Source organism: Alkalicoccus luteus (genome assembly GCF_052061695.1).
Classification (GTDB): domain Bacteria; phylum Bacillota; class Bacilli; order Bacillales; family Salisediminibacteriaceae; genus Alkalicoccus; species Alkalicoccus luteus.
Genome location: NZ_JBPZEY010000009.1, coordinates 51,101 through 72,815, shown reverse-complemented (window position 1 = coordinate 72,815; position 21,715 = coordinate 51,101). Strand labels below are relative to the sequence as shown.

Genomic DNA, 21,715 nt, shown 5'->3' with positions numbered 1-21,715 from the left:
CATACAGAACGTTGCAGCTTGTTTTAGAGGACGGTGGGCAGACACGGAGGAAAATGGAGTTTCCGCAACATTCTGCAGAGAAAAACGGCAAACCTGTTGAAAAGCAGGGGCGCAAAGCTTCGGGTCTAAGGGCGTGGGGTGCCTACGACGGCCGGGCCGCCTATGTGGAGCAAATACTTAACATAGGGTGGGATAGGGCATGAATGAACTGAAACGGGCAGAGAGCTGGGTACAATTGGTTATGGAAGCGCGGAGCATGGGCCTTTCTCCTGAAGAAGTGAGAGCGTTCTTTCAAATGAAACAGGAAAACAGCCATTCGCTAAAGGCAGATCAGCAATGCATGTAATCGTCACCGGAAGACCGGAATCAGCAATTATTGCTGATTCCGTTTTTTTTTTGCAGCTGAATAACGGGTGAAAATGCTTATGTGACAGCTGTTTCAAGAAAGCTGCGGCCAGGGGCACCCTGTTTAGACGCGAATGCTGATGTGCTTACCGTCTTATGTGGGACTTTCGTGAATTTATCCGTGCATAGCACTTATTCGTTTCTACGTTTACCCTTTTTTCTGCAGATGGAAATTTCCTCTTGATAGGGAAAAATAATGTGCTATACTTATTTTTATTAGTATGTCACATTAGGGGGAGGGAGGAAGCAATGAGACTAGTATTTGTTGTATCCGATTCAATAGGAGAAACAGCAGACCGAATGGTACAAGCAGCGCTTACCCAATTTACTGAAGATAAAACGGAGGTAAGAAGATATTCGCACGTGCAGACACCGGAGAAGCTGGAGCGTATCGTAGAAGAAGCGGAGACAGCTGGAGCTGTAGTAGCCTATACCCTGGTATTAGGGGAGCTTCAGCAAAAAATGAGAACGCTGACAGAAAAAACTTCCGTCCCTTCCGTCGATCTGCTCGATCCACTGCTGTCGATGCTGAGTGAGACGTTTAATGAACAGCCAAAAAAAGAACCTGGGCGGATCAGGCAGCTGGATGAAGCGTATTTCAGAAGGATCGAAGCAGTGGAATTCGCGGTTAAATACGATGATGCACAGGATACCTCGGGATTGAAAAAGGCGGATCTGGTGCTGATCGGCGTCTCCCGGACTTCCAAAACACCGCTTTCCATGTACCTGGCGCACAAACAGTTCAAAGTAGCGAACGTGCCGCTCGTACCAGAGGTCGCAGTTCCGGAAGAGCTTTACGAGCTTCCGCGTGAGCGCTGCATTGGACTGGTGATCTCCCCGTCAAAGCTGAATGACATCCGGCGGATTCGGCTGCGTACGATGGGCTTGACGGAAAAAGCAGACTACGCAAGCCTCGACCGAATCCTAAAAGAGCTGGAATTTGCAGAAAAAATAATGAAGCGGGTCGGATGCCCGGTTATTGATGTATCGAATAAAGCGGTAGAAGAAACAGCCAGTTACATTTTAGAAGTACTCAAATTGGAAAGGAGACACATTTCATGACATTTGTATACGCGTTTGAAGAAGGAAACCGTCATATGAAAAAACTGATTGGCGGCAAAGGGGCCAACCTTGCGGAGATGACGAACATCGGCCTGCCGGTACCAGAAGGATTTACAATTTCGACAGAGGCCTGCCTTGATTACTACACGAACAGCCAAACGCTTTCTGATCAGGTGAAGCAGGAAACCTTTGCAGCGCTTAAAGACTTGGAAAAAAAGACAGGGAAAACGCTTGGCGGCGCGGCTGATCCGCTCTTCGTTTCGATTCGGTCAGGAGCGGTTGCGTCCATGCCTGGAATGATGGATACCGTACTGAACCTCGGTATGAATGACGAGACAGTAGAAGCGATGGCCTCTCTGACGGATAATCCACGATTTGCCTATGATTCCTACCGGCGCTTTATCCAAATGTTCAGTGATGTTGTTCTCGGAGTAGAGACATACTTTTTCGAGCGGGAGCTTGAAAAATATCGTGAAAGCAAAGGCTACGATTCAGACCCGGAAATGACTGCCGCAGACTGGCAGGAGCTGATTCAGACGTATAAGCAGCTCGTCGACACCCATACAGGGCGCCCGTTTCCTGTTGACCCGCATGAGCAGCTGCTGCTGTCCATCAAAGCAGTGTTTGATTCCTGGAATAATGACAGAGCCACTATCTACCGGAAGCTTCATCAAATCCCTCATAACCTGGGAACAGCGGTTAACATCCAAAGTATGGTTTTCGGCAATATGGGTGATGATTCCGGAACAGGTGTGGCGTTTACGCGAAATCCCTCCACCGGAGAGGCACTGCTGTACGGAGAGTACCTCGTCAATGCACAAGGAGAAGACGTAGTGGCAGGGATTCGGACGCCGCAGCCGATATCTACAATGAAAGACGTGATGCCGGAGGTGTTCGAAGAGTTCCAGGCCGTCTGCAGCCGGTTGGAATCTCATTATGAAGACATGCAGGACATTGAGTTTACCGTAGAACGAGGGAAGCTGTACGTGCTGCAGACACGAAATGGTAAACGGACATCACAGGCTTCAGTAAAAATTGCGGTGGACATGGTAGAAGAAGGAGTGCTGACAAAAGAGCAGGCTGTTGACCGTGTTGATCCGGATCAGCTGCATCAGCTGCTTCACCGCCGCATTGACGATGGCTATGAGCGGCAGGCGCTCGTGAAAGGACTGCCAGCTTCGCCGGGTGCAGCTACCGGCCGGATTGTTTTTGATGCCGACGAGGCAGACCGCCGCTATAAGGGTGGAGAGCATGTCATCTTAATCCGTCCAGAGACGACTCCCGATGATATTCACGGTATTATTGCCGCAGAGGCTGTAGTCACGAGCAGAGGGGGAATGACTTCTCACGCCGCCGTTGTCGCAAGAGGAATGGGCAAGGCATGTATTTGCGGATGTGAAGGCATGAAAATCAACCTTCAGGACAAAACAATCCGCGTTCAGGATAAAACGCTCTCCCATCTTGATCTGATTACGATCGACGGTGCGACTGGTGAAGTGTTTGAGGGAGATGTACCGATGGTTGAACCGGAACTTTCAGGTGAGTTTCAGCAGCTGTTGAACTGGGCCGATGATGTCCGCCGTCTCGGGGTGCGGGCAAATGCGGATAATCCTGTAGACGCCGCGAAGGCGGTCGAGTTTGGGGCGGAAGGTATCGGGCTGTGCCGGACAGAGCACATGTTTATGGAACAGGAGCGTGTGCCGGTTGTTCGCAGCATGATTCTTGCTGAAACGGTTTCTGAGAGAGAGGAAGCGCTGAGGCGGCTTCTGCCGATGCAGCAGGAGGATTTTGAAGGGATTTTTAAAGCGATGGCCGGACGTCCGGTAACCATCCGTCTGCTCGATCCGCCGCTGCACGAATTTCTGCCGGATCTCGAAGAACTGCTCGTTGAAACGACTAAGCTGCAGGTCACAGGCGAAAATTCGGAGCTTCTGCAGCAAAAGCAGCGACTGTTGCGCAAGCTGAGGGAGCTCAATGAATTTAATCCGATGCTCGGGCACCGCGGCTGTCGTCTCGGCATGACGAATCCGGAAATTTACGATATGCAGGCAGAAGCGATTTTTAGGGCTGCTGCTGCACTGGAACAGAACGGGATGAAGGTGGAGCCGGAAGTGATGATTCCGCTAGTCGGACACGTGAATGAACTGCGCGACATGCGCCAGGTCGTAGAAGACGCAGCGGCACGGGTCACAGACGATACCGGGGTTCATTTTACGTATACGGTCGGGACGATGATTGAAGTGCCCCGGGCTGCTCTTACAGCAGATCAGATTGCAGCTGAAGCTGACTTCTTCTCCTTCGGTACAAACGATTTGACCCAGACAACATTTGGGTACAGTCGTGATGATGCAGAAGGAAAGTTTCTTCAACGCTATGTAGACAACGGCACTTTGGAAACAAATCCCTTCGTCGTGCTGGACAGAGACGGTGTCGGGAAACTCGTACGAGAAGGGGTCACGCTTGGTCGCGGCGCAAAGCCGGACTTGAAAGCTGGAATATGCGGAGAGCATGGCGGGGATCCTTCTTCCATTGCCTTCTGTGAAGAGCAGGGACTCGACTACGTCAGCTGTTCCCCTTTCCGTGTACCTGTTGCAAGACTGGCAGCAGCACAGGCAGCGATACGTGCCGGTTCGAAGCAAGCGAGCAGCGAGGCTGTCTCAAACTAAGGGCTGGGCCCTGATTGATGAGTAATGGCATGATATAAAGCAGCAAGCAGTGATAAAATATGATTGACCCAGGACTCTCCTTTATAAAGGAGAGTCTTAGGCTGTTGATAAAGTCAATTTGTTTACATATTTATTCGATTGATTGACTTTCCCCTCTGTTTACCGAGCCTGCCGTGGGCTTGCCTTCAGCTATTTCTCAGGATGATCCCGTATGAAGGGAAGGATGGCGCGGCTTCACTCGGACACAGGCTTCTCATGAGAAGCCTTCAAGACATAGTCCGGCTCCGCTCGCGCTTTTCATGCCGTTCGCAGATCTGAACGGCACGGCATCTTCAGGCTGCGCAGCTTCCACGGGGACGCCGGACACAAAGGGGAAATGGTTTTGTTTAATGGAGAAAAACGTTCCAATCGCTGGACGCTGCGGCTTTTTTTGGTGGGTACGTTGACGTTCATCCCGATTCGACATCGAAGCGCTGCCTAACGAAAGGTTCTCTCTAGACGGAACAAGCTCGTGTGGATCATCACCAGGGTTTCAACCGGACAGCCAGCTGCTAAATCGGAGGACCTCGACTCCGAGAGGATCAGAACGAGGCGAAGATTCGGCGGACGAAAGGAAGAAGCAGTTAGCGGAGGCCGTTCCCTCCGGAAAGCGAGGGTCCGCAGATGCAAGGCCATTCACCTGAAATAACGTTATCAACACTCTGGGACTCTCCTTTAAAAAGGAGAGTCTTTTGCATTTGCTGCAATGAACTTCTTTATAGTAAAAAATATTCCAATATTTGTTATCAACCTTTATAACCTAGTAATAATTTCTGGCAGCGTGTATAATGGTGAAAACGGTTTAAGGAAGCGAGAGGATAGCGATGACGCAGAAGAGAATTGCCTGGGTGACTGACAGTACAGCATATATCACAGAGGAAATGGCCGCACATCCGGATGTCTACGTCCTGCCTCTGTCAATCACGTTTCAGGAAAATACGTACGATGATGGGGTTCAATTAACGACCGATCAGCTTTACGAAAAAATTCGGACCAATAAAGAAGTGCCTAAAACGTCACAGCCTTCCCCAGGAAGGTTTGCAGAGCTGTATGAGTCACTGAAAGGAAAATATGACGCGGCAGTCGCCATTCATATTTCCAGTGAGTTGAGCGGAACGTACTCCAGCTCGGTACAGGGACGCGATTTGGCTGATTTTCCGGTGGAAGTGGTTGATTCACTTTCGATGTCATACGCGATCACGACGCTCATGGAGAAGGGAATGCACCTTGCGGAAGAGGGCGTGGAGCCATCGTTCATCGGAGAGAAACTGCAGGCACTTGCTTCGCATTCAGAAAGCTATATTCTGCTTGGAAGCTTAGAGCAGTTTTACAAAGGAGGCCGCATGTCCGGTGCTTCCTACCTGCTGGGAAATATCCTGAAAATCAAGCCGATCCTGCGTATTACGAATGAAGGAAAGTTTGATTTATTTCAGAAGGTTCGTTCTGAAAAGAAGGCTGTCCGCCGGATGATGGAGCTGCTTGAACAAGCACGGGACCGTGCAAAAATCCGCCAGGTGCAAATTATGCACGGAAATGTACTTCCAAAGGCAGAAGAGCTTCGCAAAAACATTATTAATGCTTTTCCTGATTTGAAAGTAACCGTCGGGGAGATCAGTTCGTCTATTGCCGTACACGCTGGTGAAGGAACGCTCGCCCTGATTTGGAACAACGAAATCGATCGAAACGCATAAGCAGGAAAGAGCCGGACTAGCCTAGTCCGGCTCTTTATCGTTATATGTAATCTCTTTTGAATGGATAAGAAGGGAGGCCTGTTCTCTCGGTGAATGTGCAGGCAGCTGCTTTTCGGAGCGCAGCTTGCCGATGAGGCCGGATTTGCGAATGCGTGCATAGGCTTCCTGCTCTGACAGACCAGTTTCTGCCATCATAAACTGAGCTGTCTGTTTCAAGTACCCGTCTCGCTCATATGCTTCCATTATTGACCTCCCGGCATCAAGTTCCAGCAGATATGATTCCTTTTTCTCTGCAGCCTAAGAATATAGTAAAATAGATCCCAGGTAAAGGAAGGAGAGCTGGCGATGAATGTAGCAGAACTAAGTATTGGACGACCGGAAACGTACCATTGGGCAAAGCGGCCGGTCACGACTGCAATTGTGAAGAAACCGGTAGCAGGACCGATTTACCTGCATATCCAGCAATTTGAGGGAGACGGACAGGCAGATCTTCGGCACCACGGTGGAGAAGATAAAGCCGTCTGTGTATATCCCGCCGTACATTACAGCTGGTGGGAACAGAAGCTTCAACGGAAGCTGCCGCCTGCAGCATTCGGAGAAAATATAACGGTAAGTGAGCTGACCGAGAGTACCGCGCATATCGGTGATGTTTACCAGATCGGAGGAGCGATTGTGCAGCTTTCCCAGCCGCGTCAGCCGTGCTTCAAGCTTGCTTTGCGATACGGTGATACTTCCTTTCCGGTAAAGGTCCGGGAGACAGGGTGGAGCGGCTGGTACTTTCGTGTCCTCAAAGAAGGAATGGTAAAAAAGGGTGACGAGTGGAATCTGCTTGAAAGGCAAAAAAGCACAATGACCGTGATGGAAGCCAATCGGATTATGTACCAGCAGGAGGGCGGGCTTGAGGCGGTGGAAGTTCTAGCGTCCCTTCCAACTCTCGCTGACGTTTGGAAGCAGCAGCTACGCTCCATAATCAGGAAAGCAGAGGGTGATCAGTCAACGTGAACATATTGTATGAAGATAACCACTTAATTGCCGTGGAAAAACCGGTTAACATCCCCGTTCAAGGAGACGAATCTAAGGATACGAGCCTGTTTGATATGGTAAAGGAGGATATAAAAGTCCGCTATCAGAAGCCGGGCGCCGTCTATTTGGGGCTGCTGCACCGGCTTGACCGGCCCGTAGGAGGAGCCATCCTGTTTGCGAAAACGTCAAAAGCTGCGTCTCGCGTATCCGACCTTATCAGACGGCAGCAGATGGATAAAACGTATCTGGCTGTCGTTCGCGGCATCCCGCCTGAACGTGCCGGCACACTGGAGCATTATTTGTGGAAAGACCGGCAGAAAAATGAGGTGTACGTCAGAAAGCCGGGGACAGAAGGCGCAAAGCATGCGCTGCTTACCTACGAAACACTCGCACAGCATAACGGATTGGCGCTCGTGCGGATTCAGCTTCTCACCGGAAGATCACATCAGATCCGTGTTCAATTTGCTGAAACTGGCTGTCCGCTTTACGGTGATCAGAAGTACGGGTCTTCTGTCAACAAGCCGGGCGAACAAATTGCACTCTGGTCTGCACGTATTGGCCTTACGCACCCGGTCAAACGGGAGCCGCTTGAAGTGCTGTCCTCTCCACCTAAAGAATATCCGTGGAATCAGTTTGGGCAAGCTGCGTTTTCCTTTTTAGATTAAACACAAACAAGCAGGGGCACCTTTCAAGGTGCCCCTGTCCAGAGTGTTGATAAGGTCAATTTGTTTACATGTTTATTCGATTGATTGACTTTCCCCTCTGTTTACCGAGCCTGCCGTGGGCTTGCCCTTCAGCTATTTCTCAGGATGATCCCGTACGAAGGGAAGGATGGCGCGGCTTCACTCGGACACAGGCTTCTCATAAGAAGCCTTCAAGACATAGTCCGGCTCCGCTCGCGCTTTTCATGCCGTTCAAGTTCGAACGGCGATGAGGCTTCACTCGGACTCAGGCTTCTCACAAGAAGCCTTCAAGACATGTTCCGGCTCCGCTCGCGCTTTTCATGCCGTTCGCAGATCTGAACGGCACGGCATCTTCAGGCTGCGCAGCTTCCACCGGGACGCCGGACACAAAGGGGAAATGGTTTTGTTTAATGGAGAAAAACGTTCCAATCGCTGGGCGCTGCGGCTTTTTTTGGTGAATACGTTGACGTTCATCCCGATTCGACATCGAAGCGCTGCCTAACGAAAGGTTCTCTCTAGATGGAACAAGCTCGTGTGGATCATCACCAAGGTTTCAATCGGACAGCCAGCTGCTAAATCGGAGGAAACTCGACTCCGAGAGGATCAGAACGAGGCGAAGATCCAGCGCTTCCGACGGAAGAAGGAAGCGGTTAGCTGAGGCCGTTCCCTCCGGAAAGCGAGTGTCCGTAGATGCAGGCAGGTGCAAGGTCATTCACCTGAAATGACTTTATCAAAAGCTTGGGCAGGGGCACCTTTCAAGGTGCCCCTGCCCATATATGACCATTATACGTCGCGCTGAATTCGAGCAACGGTTTCTTCGACTTCAGCACGTGACATTTTTTCACGGCCGTCTTTCAGTGCTTTAAGCGTTTTTTCCGCCAGTGCAAGCGGAATGCGGCAGAAGAGCAGAATCGTTTTAGTGGAAACACCGTTCATGTATTCCCTCCCAAGACGGAGATTGCCTTCCGCGTAATCGAACATATCGTCGATCGTCCACCCATCAGGGATAAAAGAGACGCCGCGCTCCGCATCTTCCTCTACATTACGCAGGATGTTAACGGCCTGCAGCCCGCGTCCATAACCGATAGCGAGATCACGATCCGTTACCGTTCCATCGTGCCACTCCCAAATATCCGACAGCATCACGCCGACAAGGCCAGCGACGTAGTACGTATAATCGTCCAAATCCTCTTTTGTTTGAATGTTCCAGTTGTGTTCAGCCCAGTAAGCCATTCCTCCAGCCATCTCAGCTGTAAACTGCTTCACTTTATGCACGTAGTCAGGCGGACATGTATCCAGCCAGTCTCCGAGACGAAGCGCTACTTCAGGAAGTTCAGCAGCAAAAGGAGCAGTCAGCTCTTCGTATGCCGCAGTTTGAAACTGCTCTTGTTCAAGAAGTGCTTCTGTTTGTTTCAGCAGCGATGCTTTTACTGGGTTGGCAAGAATCTCACTGTCTTCGATCTCGTCGATTGCCCGCATGCAAAGATAGGCAGAAGCCACTGTCTTTTTCAATTCTGGATGAAGAAGCGTAATGGGAATGTAAAATGTTCGGCTTGTATCCTTAAGCATCTTCATCGCTTCTTTTTGCTGCTGCTTTTCCGTCTGCACACTAATTCCTCCTCTATATTCAATCCGCCTCAAGTGCGGTGCTGTCCGAAATTGCTCATCCAGTAGTTCAGTATAACGTATTCCACGCGTTATTTCTAATAATGTCCGTCTGCAGCTTCGCGCCACTGCCGTAAAACATTGCGAACTTCCTCTTCCCGTACAAAGCGGGCGGCCCGCCATTTTTCTCTGCCCTTCACGAAGAGAATGACGGCGGGAGCAGTGAATGCTTCAAACCTTCCCGCAGCTTCCGGAATGTCATCGACAGAAACTGCAAGCGGGCTCAGTCCGGCTTCATCCTCAACCCAGCGCTCAAGCTGCGGTTTGAGCGAGTGACAGACAGAGCAATTTTCCCGGGAAAGGTAAACAAATGTTAGCGGCTCTGCAGTAATAATCTCTTCCACCTCGTGCAAGCTTTCCATCATTCTCATGAAGCACCCTCTCCGATCCAGATTCTTCTGTGCTATATTTTCTCATATCTTCCCGGGTGCCGCTACTGTAAATCCGATCCCATGTTTTGAGAGTATAAAAAAGAGGAACGGTATCATAATAGATTTTGGAAGGAGGGAAGGCTTTATGGCATTCGTCATCACGAGTCCCTGCGAAGGGGAAAAAGCTGGAGAGTGCGTCGATGTTTGTCCGGTGGATTGTATAGAAGAAGGGAAAGAACAATACTACATTGATCCGGATATTTGTATTGACTGTGGTGCATGTGTCGTTGTCTGCCCGGTAGATGCAATTGTTGATGAGCACGAGCTCGAACCAAAAGATGAGGTATACTTGAAGAAAGCAGAAGAATTCTTTCAAGGAAGGTAATGGAGGTGCCGCCGCATGAATCTGGAGATAACAGATGAAGCATTAAAATGGTTTAAAAATGAAGTGGAAGCAGATGAAGGAGACACGATTAAATTCTTCGCAAAGTACGGAGGAGAGAGTCCAATTCAAAGCGGCTTTTCCATAGGTTTTGCTCTTCATGAGACACCGGAATCTGCAGGTGTTAAAAAAGAAAAAGACGGGATTACGTTCTTTGTCGAAGAGAAGGATCTCTGGTATTTTGACGGCTACGACCTGACGGTTGAATTTGATGAAGAGAAGCAGGAGATTCATTACAATTACCATGAAGGCAGCGAGAGTGACTAGATTTCCGTTATGCGTATCACATGTAAAGCGCCGGGACGAATAAAACTCCCGACGCTTTTTTTGATGCATGTCGTTAAAAAAGCAGACGGACCAAAGACCGTCTGCCGATTCATCAGCCGTTTACGACGGAGCCTCCGTTTACATGCAACACTTGGCCTGATACATAAGAGGAGTCATCTGAAGCTAAATAGATGTAGCTTGGAGCCAGCTCTGCCGGATGTCCTGGGCGCCCCATCGGACTGCTTGTACCAAATTCTGCTACTTTATCTTCCGGGAAAGATGCCGGAATGAGCGGAGTCCAGATTGGACCTGGAGCAACACCGTTGACTCGAATCCCTTTCGAAACAAGGTTTTCGGAGAGGGAGCGGGTAAGTGCAACAAGTGCTCCTTTCGTGGCTGCATAGTCCATCAGTACAGGCATTCCCTTATAGGCGACAATGGAGACTGAATTGATGATGGAACTCCCAGGCTCAAGATAGTCCAAAGCTGCTTTTGTCATATGAAAGGTGCCGTATACATTTGTTTTAAACGTACGTTCCATCTGTTCAGTCGAAATATCCCGTAAGTCTTCAGCAAAGTGCTGCTCTGCTGCGTTATTAATCAGGATATCAAGTTTTCCAAACTGATCAATCGTTTGCTTGACAATCTCCTGGCAGTGCGCCTCATTCCCGATGTCGCCATCGATTAATAAACAGCTTGCTCCTTTATCTTCTACTAATGTTTTAGTTGTTTCCGCATCCTCATGTTCATCTTTATAGGAGATCACGACAGTCGCGCCTTCCTTCGCAGCAGCGATAGACACCGCACGGCCAATGCCGCTGTCTCCTCCAGTAATCAGCATCACTTTTCCTTTCAGCTTTTCACTGCCCTTGTAATCAGGATCATCGAAGATTGGCATCGGCTCCATTTCACTGTCTTCGAGACCCGGCTGCCGGTTCTGCCTTTGCTGCGGCTGTCCATCTGTCTGTAGCTTCTTCACTTCTTCATATCTCATAGTAGGGAATGACCTCCATTTTTTACGTTATGCGTATCATTGCCAGTATTTCCATCTTTTAAACGCGTATTCCATTGTTCGGTCTTTCTTTATCTCCTAAAAAAGTCGTTTAACGCAGAAACAATCCGGAAATAGCAGAAGTAACAACGATTTGAAGGAGTGGATTGGATGCGCGAATATTCAGTACGACCTAACAAAGATGCAACTGCCTGGATGGTGAAAATTGAGGATGTTGCACCGGAAACATCATTCGATCAAAAGGACGAAGCAATTGCGCATGCTGAAGAAATGGCGAAAGACAAAGCGCCAAGCCGGCTGCTTATTTATAACAACAAAATGGAAGTTGAAGAAGAGCGTGACTTCAGCTGAAGCTGAATGGGCAGCCGGATATCACTTCCGGCTGCCGTTTTTCGTCAAAAAGCTCCTAAACCATAAATGGAAGGAAGAAGCTCATGCACAAGCATCAGGATTTAACTCCAGAAGAGGTCGACCGCGTGATTGAAATGGCGTGGGAAGACCGGACACCATTTGAAGCGATTGAGCTGCAGGTTGGTCTGAAGGAAAAAGAAGTGGTTAAATTGATGCGCAGGGAAATGAAGCGCTCCTCGTTTACGATGTGGCGCAAACGAGTTTCCGGGAGAAAAACAAAACATAGCAGGAAACGGTCGCCGCGTGTGGAAAGGTTTAAAGCACCGGATCAAAAACGAATCAGTTATTAACGTAAAGGGCCCGGTTAAAAGGGAGGATGAGGCAGTGAAAAAAGAAAATGTACTGGTGTGTATTGCCAACTACCGCAATGCTGCAGCTTTAATTGAGCGAGGCATGACTGAGAAGAAGGCATTTAAAAGCGACTGTATTGTACTCCATGTGTATTCGCCTGAAGAGGGAGAGCCCATGGATAAAATCGAGGAACGGGATCACATTCAGCGGTGGGCAGATGAATACAATGCAACAATGATTTTCCGGCCGCTTCACAAAGGAGAAACCATTGCCGGCATTATTGGAGATACGGCTACACAATATGACGTAAACCATATTATTATTGGGCAAGCAGTGCAGAGCCGCTGGGATTTGATTGTACATGGTTCGCTCGTCAATGACTTGTTCCACGAACTTGATGAAGTAGATGTGACCATTTACAAAGTGAGTAAATCAAATGTTGCCAAAGAACCGGAATACGATAAGGGAATCAGCGGCTGGGTATACCGGGAGAACGGATCGTTTATATTCTCGCTGGGAGAACCATCCTGCAAATGCTACCAGGGAACATTTTATCAGTTGATCCATACCGATTTTACGACAGGCATTTTAAAGGTTCAGCTGAACGGTGAACCGCACATTCTGCACATTATTTTAGGTGATATTCATCCCCAGCACGAGGAAGAATTAAAAGAGGCATTTAACCAAATGGAAGGGAACGTCTCCTGAGTGTTGTCAGTGTCTTCGGTTTTTTGGTCAGGTGAAGCATCATAAGGAGGCAGCATCGATTCATTCGATGCTGTCTCCTTATTCATTGAGTAAAGCAATTTTCCTTTCTATTAGCCGGAGGACCATACCACCTATTCTGTAAAGACCCATTCAAAGAATTCAGCCTTACAGTTCTTCGTCCGTTCTCGTCAATTCTCCGCCAAGTTCCTGCACCAGCCCATCCAGTATTGATTCTTCATACTCTTCACCAATAGCAATGATTCCTGTAGTTCCTAATTGAATATTCCCAATCGTTCTTTTGAATAGCCCTTCAGTGGTTTTTAATCTTTTTAGATCTTTACTGGTTCCGATCATGCCTCCGGTTAATGTACCGAACAGGATTCCAAAAGGACCTCCCAGTATACCAACTGCCATGCCGATCAATGCTCCTTTGCTTGCTTTATTGGAGCGAGATAAATCAGCAGCATCTTTAAAAGCAAAGGATCCGTTTTCTTCCCTCTCAATGACGACAATCTGGTGTAAATCAACTTGCCCTTCCGCATGATAGTGCTTCAACTGGCTAAATAAATGGTACGCTTTCAGATTGTCATCAAATGACAAAGTAATAATATGATAGTGATCGGTTTTTTTTCCTTGCCATAGAAACCTCCTCCTTTTTTAAAGATAATTTCTGACTACAGCACTAATTGACAATATTTTTAGAATATTCATTTATATTTAATTATATATTATAATTCTTTTATTTGCGAGTATTTCTAGTATGTCATTATTTTCTTAGAGATAGTTAATGCAGATCACGGATAAAATAGGGGCCCTTATAAATAACCATTTCCCCAAACCATCTTGGTATGAGGAAACGGTTGAGCCATTCAATATCCAGAACACGGGTTGAAGAGGATGCCGGAACAGCTATGCGAGGGAGGCATTTATTAAAAGAAGCCACTTCGGTATTAAACAAGGCTGCTGTAACGTTTATGTCTCTTAATATTCCGAATGAGATAGCCTACGAGGGCTCCGGCTGGCACGATTCACAGAAGTACAGCCTTCTGGAAGCGACCTGTATTTTGGTGATCGGTGTTCCGCACAAGTGGCAGCTTTGCTCAGCTCTCGAGAACACCCAGTGCCTATATTCATTCCGCCGGCGGCCGGCCTTTTTCATCTTTTCAGCAAGCGACAAATCGTTTGTGATTCCAGCGTGCCGGTACGACTGCCACATCATCTGTATCACGGCTTCCGCTGCTTTTGTCACTTGTTCCTCGGAACAGTCTGCTGGACGCAGGGAGGGGTGGACGCCTGCCGCAAACAGCACTTCACTCCGCAGATAGTTGCCGATCCCAGCGACAAAGGCCTGGTCGAGAAGAGACGAAGCCCAGCGCCTGTTGCGGAATGTTCTACTGTGGAATCTTTCTTTCAGCATATCGACTGTGACGTCTTCGCTGAACACGTCGGGACCAGCTTTCCGGATGAAAGGATGCTCAGCAACTTCCTCATCCGGAAGCACTTCGATATCAGAAGCGCTGTATAGAAGGGCCGATTTTTTTTCGTTATGGACGGCAAAGCGAAGCTGCCGGTTCGTCTGCGGATAATTGAAGGCGTTGCGAATGACCCATTTTCCGTAAAGCTGATTGTGTGAATAAACGGTGTACCCGTTGTCAAATCGGGTCAGCATCGCTTTCCCTTTCGTATCCACTCCTGTGATAATGGCCCCCCGCAGCACATCTTCGTACCCTTTTAAGTGGTCATGTGCAAAGTAAATATCAGCTGCTTTTTTGTTTTTCACTGCTTTTTCAACACGGTCAGCAGCTTTTCGAATCTCAGGACCTTCAGGCATCCAATCACTCCTTTTACAATGGCGTGTTCATTTCCAGGGAAATAAGACGGCTATGTTCCAAACAGCAGCCTTAAACCTCCAGCGAGCGCTAATATCAGAATCAGCACAGAAAAGAGCTTCTGTGGAATCAGACGGATCAAACGAATTCCGGCCCACGTGCCGAGCAGGATAAAAGGCAGCATAACTGCATTTAACGTCAGGGAAGAGATGGTGATGAGTCCGAGCGAAGCATAAAGCGGCACTTTTATCAGATTAACGGTCAGGAAAAACCAGGCGCCGGTGCCGATGAACGCCTGTTTCTGAAGTCCGGCAGCAAGTAAAAAAATTGCCATAACCGGTCCCGCCGCATTGCCGATCATCGTCGTAAAGCCGGCGAGAGTTCCAATGACGACGAGAAAAAGTTTTGAATAATCTGCTTTTGCGGATGGCGCATTGCGCATATTGCGTACTTGAAGCACGACCATTGCCGTAATGATCAGCCCAAGTGCGATCTCAATAGCACGCCCGCTTTCCATAGAGAATAAGAATAGAAAACCGATGGCCAGCCCGCCGCTTACCCATGGAAGAAGCCGAAAAAGCGTTGGCCAGTCGACGCTTCGCCGATAGTAGACGACCGCAACAAGGTCTGCTGCAATCAGCATCGGAAGGACAATTCCAATTGACTCTCTCGCCGGGAATATCGTCGCCATAACAGCGACGACAAATATCCCGAGCGTTGGCAATGCAGTTTTGGAAATACCGATCAGCAGTGCGCAAACGGCTGTGATGATCAGCAAACCTGTCGGCAGGTCCATAATTGTCCTCCATGTGAATCAGTCTTCAAATGCATCTTGTACATCGTAATAAGAATCTTTTAACCGTTCCTCAGACATCGGTAAGTCCCATGTTTCCCATGTGTAACCGGTATCGAACTGATATAAATCTCCATTCTGTTCAATCGCGATATCGATGGCGTTAATAGCAATACGGTCAGAGAAGCCATCCGCCCACACGTCACCTAAAAATTCACGGCTGCCTGGATCTGTTGCATTTAGCATGAGCCATGGAATTCTTACTTCTGTATATGTTCCGTTTGTTTCAAAATCGTGCAGGGAGCTCCAATTGTCATCATCAGGATCAGCGGAGCCTCTTAATAAAACGCCTGTCTCATCGTATTCAAACGGCAATGTTTTTCCCGTGTCCGGTCTGACCATTTCCTTGTTCAGTGCCAGCCGGATTGGATGGAAGACGTCGGTCAGCGATTTAGACCAGCCGCCCTCTTCGTTTAAAGCCTCCTCTGCATAATCCACATAAAACGGATCATAGTCTCCTGCTACTTCCAGTTTTCCTTGTTCACTGCCCAGCCTCATACGATAATCTGCAGGGAATCCGTTGATATCGACACCTTCATCTTCTCTTATACTGAGGTAAACCGTAAAGTCATCTGCCTCGGCGCCATCAAATTGAAGGTATAAATACGTTTCGTCGTGTTCGGCTGCAACACGCAACTGCTCTGGGGAGGTGCCAAGCTCTGTTCGGCTTATCCAGTCATCTTCTCCGTTGATTCGTATTTTGTACCGGTCAAAGCTCAGCAGTCCAAAATGCTGCTCATTTGTCTGAATGTCTGACCAGTACGGTCTTCTGTCCGGATCGTCGTAATCCATTGTATTCCATGTCCGTTTAAACCATTCATCCTGCCAGGAAAATACGAGTCCTCCCATCAGATCAAACGATTCAATCGTCTCATACAGATGGGCGGTGATTTGGCCTTGCTGCTGTTCAGATATATGTCCTTGATCCCAGCCAAACGGATTGGCATGCGTACGTCCTCTCGATGCAGGAATGCCAAATTCCGCAATCAGCAGCGGGAGCCGGTGTGCTGCTTTTAAATCATGAAGGTATCCGGCGTAGTTGTTTGGCTCACCGGTGTGATCCTCGTACTCCAAATATTGGTCTTCAAGATTTAAAAAGTCCGGATAATATGGATAAACATGATAAGAAGCAAACTGCCCGGCAGCTTCTGCGGGACCTTGCAAGTAAATCGTGTCAGGGTCAACAGAGGCAAGATCTTCCTGCTCCAGCGGCTCTGCCTCATGCGTCAGTTTGTCGGTCGTTACCCAGTTAGTGAAGCTGATCGGTCTGACGGCTTCATACGTTTCGTATTCATAGGCGAGCAGAGTTTCAAAACGCTCTGCAAGCCATATTTCAAATGGGGCAGCATCTTCCGTGTAGACGAAGTCGCCTTCCATGTCAGGTATGTCCGGATAGGTCTCGTCCATGTTTTCCACCATGGACGGATACCACTCGATTCCAATCACCCAGGCACTCACGTAAGGCGAGACATCTGACTCATATACTCCTGAGGCATGACCTGGCACGTGTTCGATAATCGCATTTCCGTGAATGACGTCGACAACGTCTTTCATTTCATCTTCAAAAATAGAAATAATTTCTTCATCAAATGCATCCAGTGTCTCTTCCAATGGTTCCTCATCGATCCAAACACCGTGCATGACATACAGCGGTTCCTCGGCCGATTGATTGTAGGCCGCCAGTTCCTCATAAAAGACAGGAGGATGAATCGTATAGATACGGATTGTATTAGCATTCAACTCTCCGATCTGTTCAAACCAGCGGCGATACTCCGAACGGTTAATCGCCGCTTCGCCAGGAAAATAGCCGGGCTTGCCCATGCCCATGTTCACGCCTTTGACAGGCAGGTGCTGCCATTCCCCATCCTGGTAGACCTCCATATGCTGATCGTTGATTTTAGCGTGATAAACAGCCCCTGAATCTTCAAATCCAGCCGGCAATTCGACAGGAGCTGCTTCCGCTTCATCTGACTCTTCAGCTGAAGTAATGGCGTGTGTAAACAAGTTTTTACCGGTCAGCCAGAAAAATCGATCTTCCGGTTCACCCGGCACAGCTGCGCGGATTCGATCGATGAAAGCAGGATGCTTATAGCGATAAGATAAAGGGGCGGCATCCAGTTCAGAGAAGGTCCCGCTTAAAAAAGTAATGTTCGAACCGCTGCGACGAAACTGCTGTACAGCCGCTGGCGTGACAGGAATAGACGCATCTAGCAGAATAGATGCTTCCGATTCAGTCAGATTCAGGTTGAATGAAGCAGCAAGATGATCACTGCTGTCCGCCTCTACTAACTGAAACCAACCGTTGAAATGAGGAGATTCTTCAACGTCATAGAGCTCCTTTCCTAATTCTGTGAAGTCAAGAAAAGGGCCGTTTCCATCGGACTCTAGCGCCAGAATATCACCTGTACTTTCATGGACAAACACGTATCCGGACCCGCTATAATCCCAATCTTTCTTCTGTTCATAGAATGAAATCAGACTTTCAGGCACGTGTCCATCCGATTTATTTAATGATGACATCCAACGCCCGCTCCAGCCGGACCAGGAAGACTCAGTAAAAGACAGAATATCGCTGCGAACATCGTGTTCAGTTGACCCTGTCAGCACCGCCGATTCTATGATTACATCTGTATCACCGCTTTCAACTGAAGATTTTACTCGCAGCCAGACGTCCTGGGAGAAAGAATCACTGTTTCCATTATCAAGTACGGCGATGAGACCGGCTTCCTGATAGGTGTCTTCTGTAATAGTATTGGTATTTAATTTAGCATGGGGAAAAAGCCAGGCTGCTCCGCCGTCAGCTTCTTTGATTTCAGTAATACCATCTCTTGAAACGACAGCTGCCTGCAAATCAGAGTCAGCAGACAAATACCACCAAATAAAAGGTGCTGCAAAAACTGTTGCAGCCAGAGTCAGTAGTATAACCGTAAAAATTCTCACCTTCTTCGCCACCTTTAGATGTAGGATATAAATACTATATCACAGGAAATTTACTTTGCTATATGACATCATTAGCAAAAATTGTGGGAATCATGGTGAAGAAAAGAGCCTGTTTGATAAAATATAGGAGCTGCTGGTAAATATGGAATGAGATAGTCCTGATTTGTTCACAGAAGAAGGAATCACCGCTCTTTCCGGTATGCTATACTGTATAAAAAAGGGGGCATTCATGATGGCGCTTTCTACATATAAGCAAAACCACGTTCAGGAATACGGGAACGGAACGGAAACGCTGATGCTGGCTCACGGCTTTGGAACCGATCAACAGGTGTGGCAGGAAATGATTCCGCACTTATCAGAATCATTTCATGTGATCACGTTTGATTACACGGGGGCGGGAAAGTCGGATCTTTCTGCTTATGATCCTATCCGGTACAGCAGTGAATCAGGGTATGCGGAGGATATTATTGCGATATTGGATGAAAGAAATCTGACGGGTGTTCACTTTGTTGGTCATTCTGTAAGCGGCATGATCGGTGCTGAAGCTGCGATTGAGCGGCCGGATTTGTTTCAGACGCTTACGATGATTGGACCATCCGCCCACTATTTGAATGATAACTCCTACTACGGCGGGTTCGAGCGGGATGAAATTAATGAGCTGCTGACGCTGATGGAAAGAAACTACAAGGAATGGGCAAAAATGCTCGCACCGGTAGCGATGGGACCATCGAATCCGGATCACCTGACAGCGGAGTTTGAAGAACGTCTGACTCGAAATAATGCGGCCATTACCCGCCAATTTGCAGAGGTGACGTTTCAGATCGATATGCGTGAGCGGATTAGGGAGCTGAACAAGCCGGTATTAATTCTGCAGGGGCAGGAGGATACGATTTCACCGCTTAAGGCTGTTGAATTCATTCATGACCAGCTTACAGACAGTGAACTGGTGCTGCTTGAAGCAACAGGTCACAATCCGCATCTCAGTGCCCCGCAGGAGTTAGTCACGCACATCCTTCGCTTTGTAACTGCGCGAGAGGCAGGGAGCACTGAATGAACCGGCTGTTTGATGATCTTCCGTGCGGACTGCTTGAACTGGATATAGATGGAAATGTCTTAGCGGTGAATAAGACACTGGATACAATGTTAGGCCGTACTGATTCGCCAGGAACCCATGTACATGATCTGTTAACGAGACCATCACGCATTTACTTTCAAACGTATTTTGCCCCGCTTATGATGGTCCACGGGGAAATTGCAGAGATGCACCTGACGTTCAGACACCGTGACGGCTCCTCCATACCTATGTTGGTCAACGCCGTGCGGCAGGACGACCTCGTTCTTTGTGCACTGGTGAAAATGAGTCAGCGGGAAGAATATGAACAGGAGCTAATGCATGCCAAAAAGCAGTCTGAGCAAATTCTGGAAGATAAAGATGCAGCGTTTAGAGAACTGCAGACGGTCATGCGGGAGTATGAAGATAAACGACGTGAACTTATGAATTTAAATAAGAAACTTTCACGTCTGTCGATCACGGATGAATTAACCGGTCTGCCGAACAGGCGGTTTTTGGAGGAGCGTCTTAAATCGCTGCTTCATGCTGCTAATGTGAATTACGTGCCGTTCACTGTCATGCTGATCGACATTGATCACTTCAAGCTGGTAAATGACCAATACGGCCACCATGTAGGCGATGACGTGCTGCGCGAGCTTGGCAGGGAGCTGCAGGCAATCATTCGTGAAGGGGATACTGTCGGGCGTCTGGGAGGAGAAGAATTCCTCGTTCTGTTCAGCTCCGTTAACGCCCTTCAGGCTGAAGCAGCAGGAAATGATATCCGGATGCATATGGAGTCACGAAATTGGGAATCCCGTCCGATTACGGTAAGCGGAGGAATTGCCGAATGGCAGCCTTCTGACTCTGCTGAAACAATGATGCAGCGGGCTGATCACGCGTTGTATGCCGCGAAAAATGGCGGACGCAATCAAGTAGTTGTTTATCAGGATGATATGAAAGATTAACTTCTTCACCATTACGGCAAAACCTCAGCAAAATGGCCCGTTTACCTGTAAACCTAATACAGAGTTCGCAATTTGACAGTCTCTTATGATAGAGACTGTTTTTGTTTTTTTAGCGGGCGTAAGAGTAGCTATAATAGAAAGACAAGGTGTAGCATATGGGTATGTGGAGGTGACGGATGTGACAGAAAACATGATGGACTGGCTGCTGGAACAGGAAGAAACGATTGCAGCGGTTGGTGACAAGCATGATCGGGAAGGGACCTTTCCGGCCGAAACAGCTGAGATGCTGATAAATGCAGGTTATACCGCGTTGACCGTACCCGAGCACGTTGGGGGAGCCGGTTTGAATCTGCCGGACTTTTTAAGGATGCAGCAGCGGCTTGCCCGTGCAGATGGAGCATCCGCTTTATGTATGGGATGGCATAACGGACTGCTTTATCATATGAGACAGTATGATTTGTGGATCGAAGAGCAGCAGCAGTTTCTCATGAAGGAAGCCGTTTCAGGAAAACTATATAACGCAGTTGCTTCCGAGCGGGCTTCCGGAAGTCCTGCAAGAGGAGGCCTGCCGGAAACAACTGCAGAACGGACGAATAAGGGCTGGAAGCTGAACGGCAGCAAAGCCTTTGCCTCTATGGCCCCAGCGCTTGATTACGCGGCCATCACCGCAGATATAGAAGGAGAGGGTCCGGCGCAGTTTCTCGTGCCAATGAAAACAGCAGGTATAACAATCCAGCCTACGTGGGATTCGGTTGCGATGCGAGGCACTGCAAGTCATGATTTACAGCTTGAGAACGTGGAGCTGAGTGAGGAGGCTAAGATTCAGCTGAAGCCTCAGCCTGTGCCGCCGGTCAATGGATGGCTTCTGCACATCCCGGCCTGTTATTTGGGAATTGCAGAGCGTGCATTTCGAACAGCTGCTGAATTCAGTCGCTCTTACTCCCCGAATTCCCTGGATGGGACAATCAGTGAAACAGCACACGTACGGTCAAAGCTTGGGGAAATGGAACTGCTCCTCCGCCAGAGTGAAGCAGTCTTGTACAAGGTAGCGGAGCAGTATGAAGCCTTGCCATTAGAGGAGAGAGGTCTCGTACAGCCGGATCTCTCAGCTGCAAAGTACACGGTGACAAATAACGGCATGCGGATCGTCGATTTGGCAATGCGGGTCGGCGGAGCCGGCAGCCTGTCAGCGCAAAGCACCTTGCAGCGCTGCTACCGGGATATTCGCGCAGGCCTGCATAATCCGCCGATGGATGATATTGTACTTGACCAGCTTGCGGACGAAGCGTTAAAACGCTGGGAGTAAAGTGGGGTTGCGGCGGTCTTCCATCAGCATGAAAC

Annotated in this window: 22 protein-coding genes and 1 riboswitch; of the genes, 14 read left to right on the top strand and 8 right to left on the bottom strand. The window is 48.6% G+C overall.

What is annotated here, in order from left to right; translation table 11 throughout:
* Positions 1 to 76: 76 nt before the first annotated feature.
* Positions 77 to 164, top strand: a riboswitch (cyclic di-GMP riboswitch).
* Between the two features lie 35 nt (positions 165 to 199).
* The 4 genes from ACSZLD_RS12785 (at position 200) to ACSZLD_RS12770 (ending at position 5,863) form a co-directional block, all read left to right on the top strand.
* Complete coding sequence (locus ACSZLD_RS12785) at positions 200 to 346, top strand: anti-repressor SinI family protein (protein ID WP_444685395.1); 147 nt, start codon at positions 200 to 202, stop codon at positions 344 to 346.
* A gap of 308 nt (positions 347 to 654) precedes the next feature.
* Complete coding sequence (locus tag ACSZLD_RS12780) at positions 655 to 1,467, top strand: pyruvate, water dikinase regulatory protein (RefSeq protein ID WP_377909254.1); 813 nt, start codon at positions 655 to 657, stop codon at positions 1,465 to 1,467.
* Positions 1,464 to 4,133: a pyruvate, phosphate dikinase gene (ppdK, locus tag ACSZLD_RS12775; RefSeq protein WP_444685394.1), complete on the top strand. Its 2,670-nt coding sequence runs from the start codon at positions 1,464 to 1,466 to the stop codon at positions 4,131 to 4,133. Before ACSZLD_RS12780 ends, ppdK begins: the two co-directional genes overlap by 4 nt.
* 863 nt (positions 4,134 to 4,996) lie before the next feature.
* Positions 4,997 to 5,863, top strand: a complete 867-nt coding sequence (locus ACSZLD_RS12770; RefSeq protein WP_377909256.1) for a DegV family protein — start codon at positions 4,997 to 4,999, stop codon at positions 5,861 to 5,863.
* Positions 5,864 to 5,884: 21 nt separating this feature from the next.
* On the opposite strand, the gene ACSZLD_RS12765 is transcribed toward ACSZLD_RS12770, so the two are convergent.
* Positions 5,885 to 6,106: a hypothetical protein gene (locus ACSZLD_RS12765; RefSeq protein WP_377909257.1), complete on the bottom strand. Its 222-nt coding sequence runs from the start codon at positions 6,104 to 6,106 to the stop codon at positions 5,885 to 5,887.
* Between the two features lie 102 nt (positions 6,107 to 6,208).
* Between ACSZLD_RS12765 and ACSZLD_RS12760 the strand changes: the two genes are divergently transcribed.
* A complete protein-coding gene (locus tag ACSZLD_RS12760) occupies positions 6,209 to 6,865 on the top strand; it encodes an MOSC domain-containing protein (protein WP_377909258.1) in 657 nt (218 codons plus the stop codon).
* On the top strand, positions 6,862 to 7,551 hold the full coding sequence (locus ACSZLD_RS12755) for an RluA family pseudouridine synthase (RefSeq protein WP_377909259.1): 690 nt from the start codon (positions 6,862 to 6,864) through the stop codon (positions 7,549 to 7,551). The genes ACSZLD_RS12760 and ACSZLD_RS12755 overlap by 4 nt, the downstream gene beginning before the upstream one ends.
* Positions 7,552 to 8,352: 801 nt before the next feature.
* On the opposite strand, the gene ACSZLD_RS12750 is transcribed toward ACSZLD_RS12755, so the two are convergent.
* Both ACSZLD_RS12750 and ACSZLD_RS12745 read right to left on the bottom strand, forming a co-directional pair.
* The gene (locus ACSZLD_RS12750; protein WP_377909260.1) at positions 8,353 to 9,177 is read right to left on the bottom strand and encodes a squalene/phytoene synthase family protein; all 825 of its coding nucleotides are present in this window, start codon (positions 9,175 to 9,177) and stop codon (positions 8,353 to 8,355) included.
* A gap of 95 nt (positions 9,178 to 9,272) precedes the next feature.
* Positions 9,273 to 9,605, bottom strand: a complete 333-nt coding sequence (locus ACSZLD_RS12745) for a thioredoxin family protein (protein WP_444685393.1) — start codon at positions 9,603 to 9,605, stop codon at positions 9,273 to 9,275.
* A gap of 145 nt (positions 9,606 to 9,750) precedes the next feature.
* Here ACSZLD_RS12745 and ACSZLD_RS12740 point away from each other — a divergent pair, with 145 nt between their 5' ends.
* Together ACSZLD_RS12740 and ACSZLD_RS12735 are read left to right on the top strand one after the other, a co-directional pair.
* Entirely contained in the window at positions 9,751 to 9,990 is a 240-nt protein-coding gene (locus ACSZLD_RS12740; protein WP_377909262.1) for a ferredoxin family protein, read from the top strand.
* 15 nt (positions 9,991 to 10,005) lie between these two features.
* On the top strand, positions 10,006 to 10,314 hold the full coding sequence (locus ACSZLD_RS12735; RefSeq protein WP_377909263.1) for a HesB/YadR/YfhF family protein: 309 nt from the start codon (positions 10,006 to 10,008) through the stop codon (positions 10,312 to 10,314).
* A 112-nt stretch (positions 10,315 to 10,426) separates the two neighbouring features.
* Here the strand turns inward: ACSZLD_RS12735 and ACSZLD_RS12730 are convergent, their stop codons facing one another.
* Entirely contained in the window at positions 10,427 to 11,308 is an 882-nt protein-coding gene (locus tag ACSZLD_RS12730) for an SDR family oxidoreductase (RefSeq protein ID WP_377909264.1), read from the bottom strand.
* A gap of 168 nt (positions 11,309 to 11,476) precedes the next feature.
* On the opposite strand from ACSZLD_RS12730, the gene ACSZLD_RS12725 reads away from it, so the two are divergent.
* The 3 genes from ACSZLD_RS12725 to ACSZLD_RS12715 all read left to right on the top strand — a co-directional run bounded on the left by ACSZLD_RS12725 (position 11,477) and on the right by ACSZLD_RS12715 (position 12,736).
* A complete protein-coding gene (locus tag ACSZLD_RS12725) occupies positions 11,477 to 11,677 on the top strand; it encodes a DUF2188 domain-containing protein (protein WP_168007251.1) in 201 nt (66 codons plus the stop codon).
* An 83-nt stretch (positions 11,678 to 11,760) separates the two neighbouring features.
* On the top strand, positions 11,761 to 12,027 hold the full coding sequence (locus ACSZLD_RS12720; RefSeq protein ID WP_377909265.1) for a TIGR03643 family protein: 267 nt from the start codon (positions 11,761 to 11,763) through the stop codon (positions 12,025 to 12,027).
* A 34-nt stretch (positions 12,028 to 12,061) separates the two neighbouring features.
* Complete coding sequence (locus ACSZLD_RS12715; protein WP_444685392.1) at positions 12,062 to 12,736, top strand: adenine nucleotide alpha hydrolase family protein; 675 nt, start codon at positions 12,062 to 12,064, stop codon at positions 12,734 to 12,736.
* Between the two features lie 165 nt (positions 12,737 to 12,901).
* Here ACSZLD_RS12715 and ACSZLD_RS12710 read toward each other — a convergent pair whose 3' ends face one another.
* The 4 genes from ACSZLD_RS12710 to ACSZLD_RS12695 all read right to left on the bottom strand — a co-directional run bounded on the left by ACSZLD_RS12710 (position 12,902) and on the right by ACSZLD_RS12695 (position 18,358).
* Positions 12,902 to 13,336: a hypothetical protein gene (locus tag ACSZLD_RS12710; RefSeq protein WP_444685391.1), complete on the bottom strand. Its 435-nt coding sequence runs from the start codon at positions 13,334 to 13,336 to the stop codon at positions 12,902 to 12,904.
* A gap of 403 nt (positions 13,337 to 13,739) precedes the next feature.
* A complete protein-coding gene (gene nei / locus ACSZLD_RS12705) occupies positions 13,740 to 14,567 on the bottom strand; it encodes an endonuclease VIII (RefSeq protein WP_444685390.1) in 828 nt (275 codons plus the stop codon).
* 50 nt (positions 14,568 to 14,617) lie between these two features.
* On the bottom strand, positions 14,618 to 15,361 hold the full coding sequence (locus ACSZLD_RS12700; protein ID WP_444685389.1) for a sulfite exporter TauE/SafE family protein: 744 nt from the start codon (positions 15,359 to 15,361) through the stop codon (positions 14,618 to 14,620).
* 18 nt (positions 15,362 to 15,379) lie between these two features.
* Positions 15,380 to 18,358: a hypothetical protein gene (locus tag ACSZLD_RS12695; protein ID WP_444685388.1), complete on the bottom strand. Its 2,979-nt coding sequence runs from the start codon at positions 18,356 to 18,358 to the stop codon at positions 15,380 to 15,382.
* Positions 18,359 to 18,590: 232 nt separating this feature from the next.
* Between ACSZLD_RS12695 and ACSZLD_RS12690 the strand changes: the two genes are divergently transcribed.
* The 3 genes from ACSZLD_RS12690 to ACSZLD_RS12680 all read left to right on the top strand — a co-directional run bounded on the left by ACSZLD_RS12690 (position 18,591) and on the right by ACSZLD_RS12680 (position 21,680).
* Positions 18,591 to 19,412 (top strand): alpha/beta fold hydrolase, encoded by an 822-nt coding sequence (locus ACSZLD_RS12690; RefSeq protein WP_444685387.1) that lies wholly within the window; start codon positions 18,591 to 18,593, stop codon positions 19,410 to 19,412.
* Positions 19,409 to 20,374 carry a sensor domain-containing diguanylate cyclase gene (locus tag ACSZLD_RS12685; protein WP_444685386.1) on the top strand — a complete coding sequence of 322 codons (966 nt, stop codon included), beginning with the start codon at positions 19,409 to 19,411 and terminating at the stop codon, positions 20,372 to 20,374. Before ACSZLD_RS12690 ends, ACSZLD_RS12685 begins: the two co-directional genes overlap by 4 nt.
* Positions 20,375 to 20,552: 178 nt before the next feature.
* Entirely contained in the window at positions 20,553 to 21,680 is a 1,128-nt protein-coding gene (locus tag ACSZLD_RS12680) for an acyl-CoA dehydrogenase family protein (RefSeq protein ID WP_444685385.1), read from the top strand.
* Positions 21,681 to 21,715: the final 35 nt, after the last annotated feature.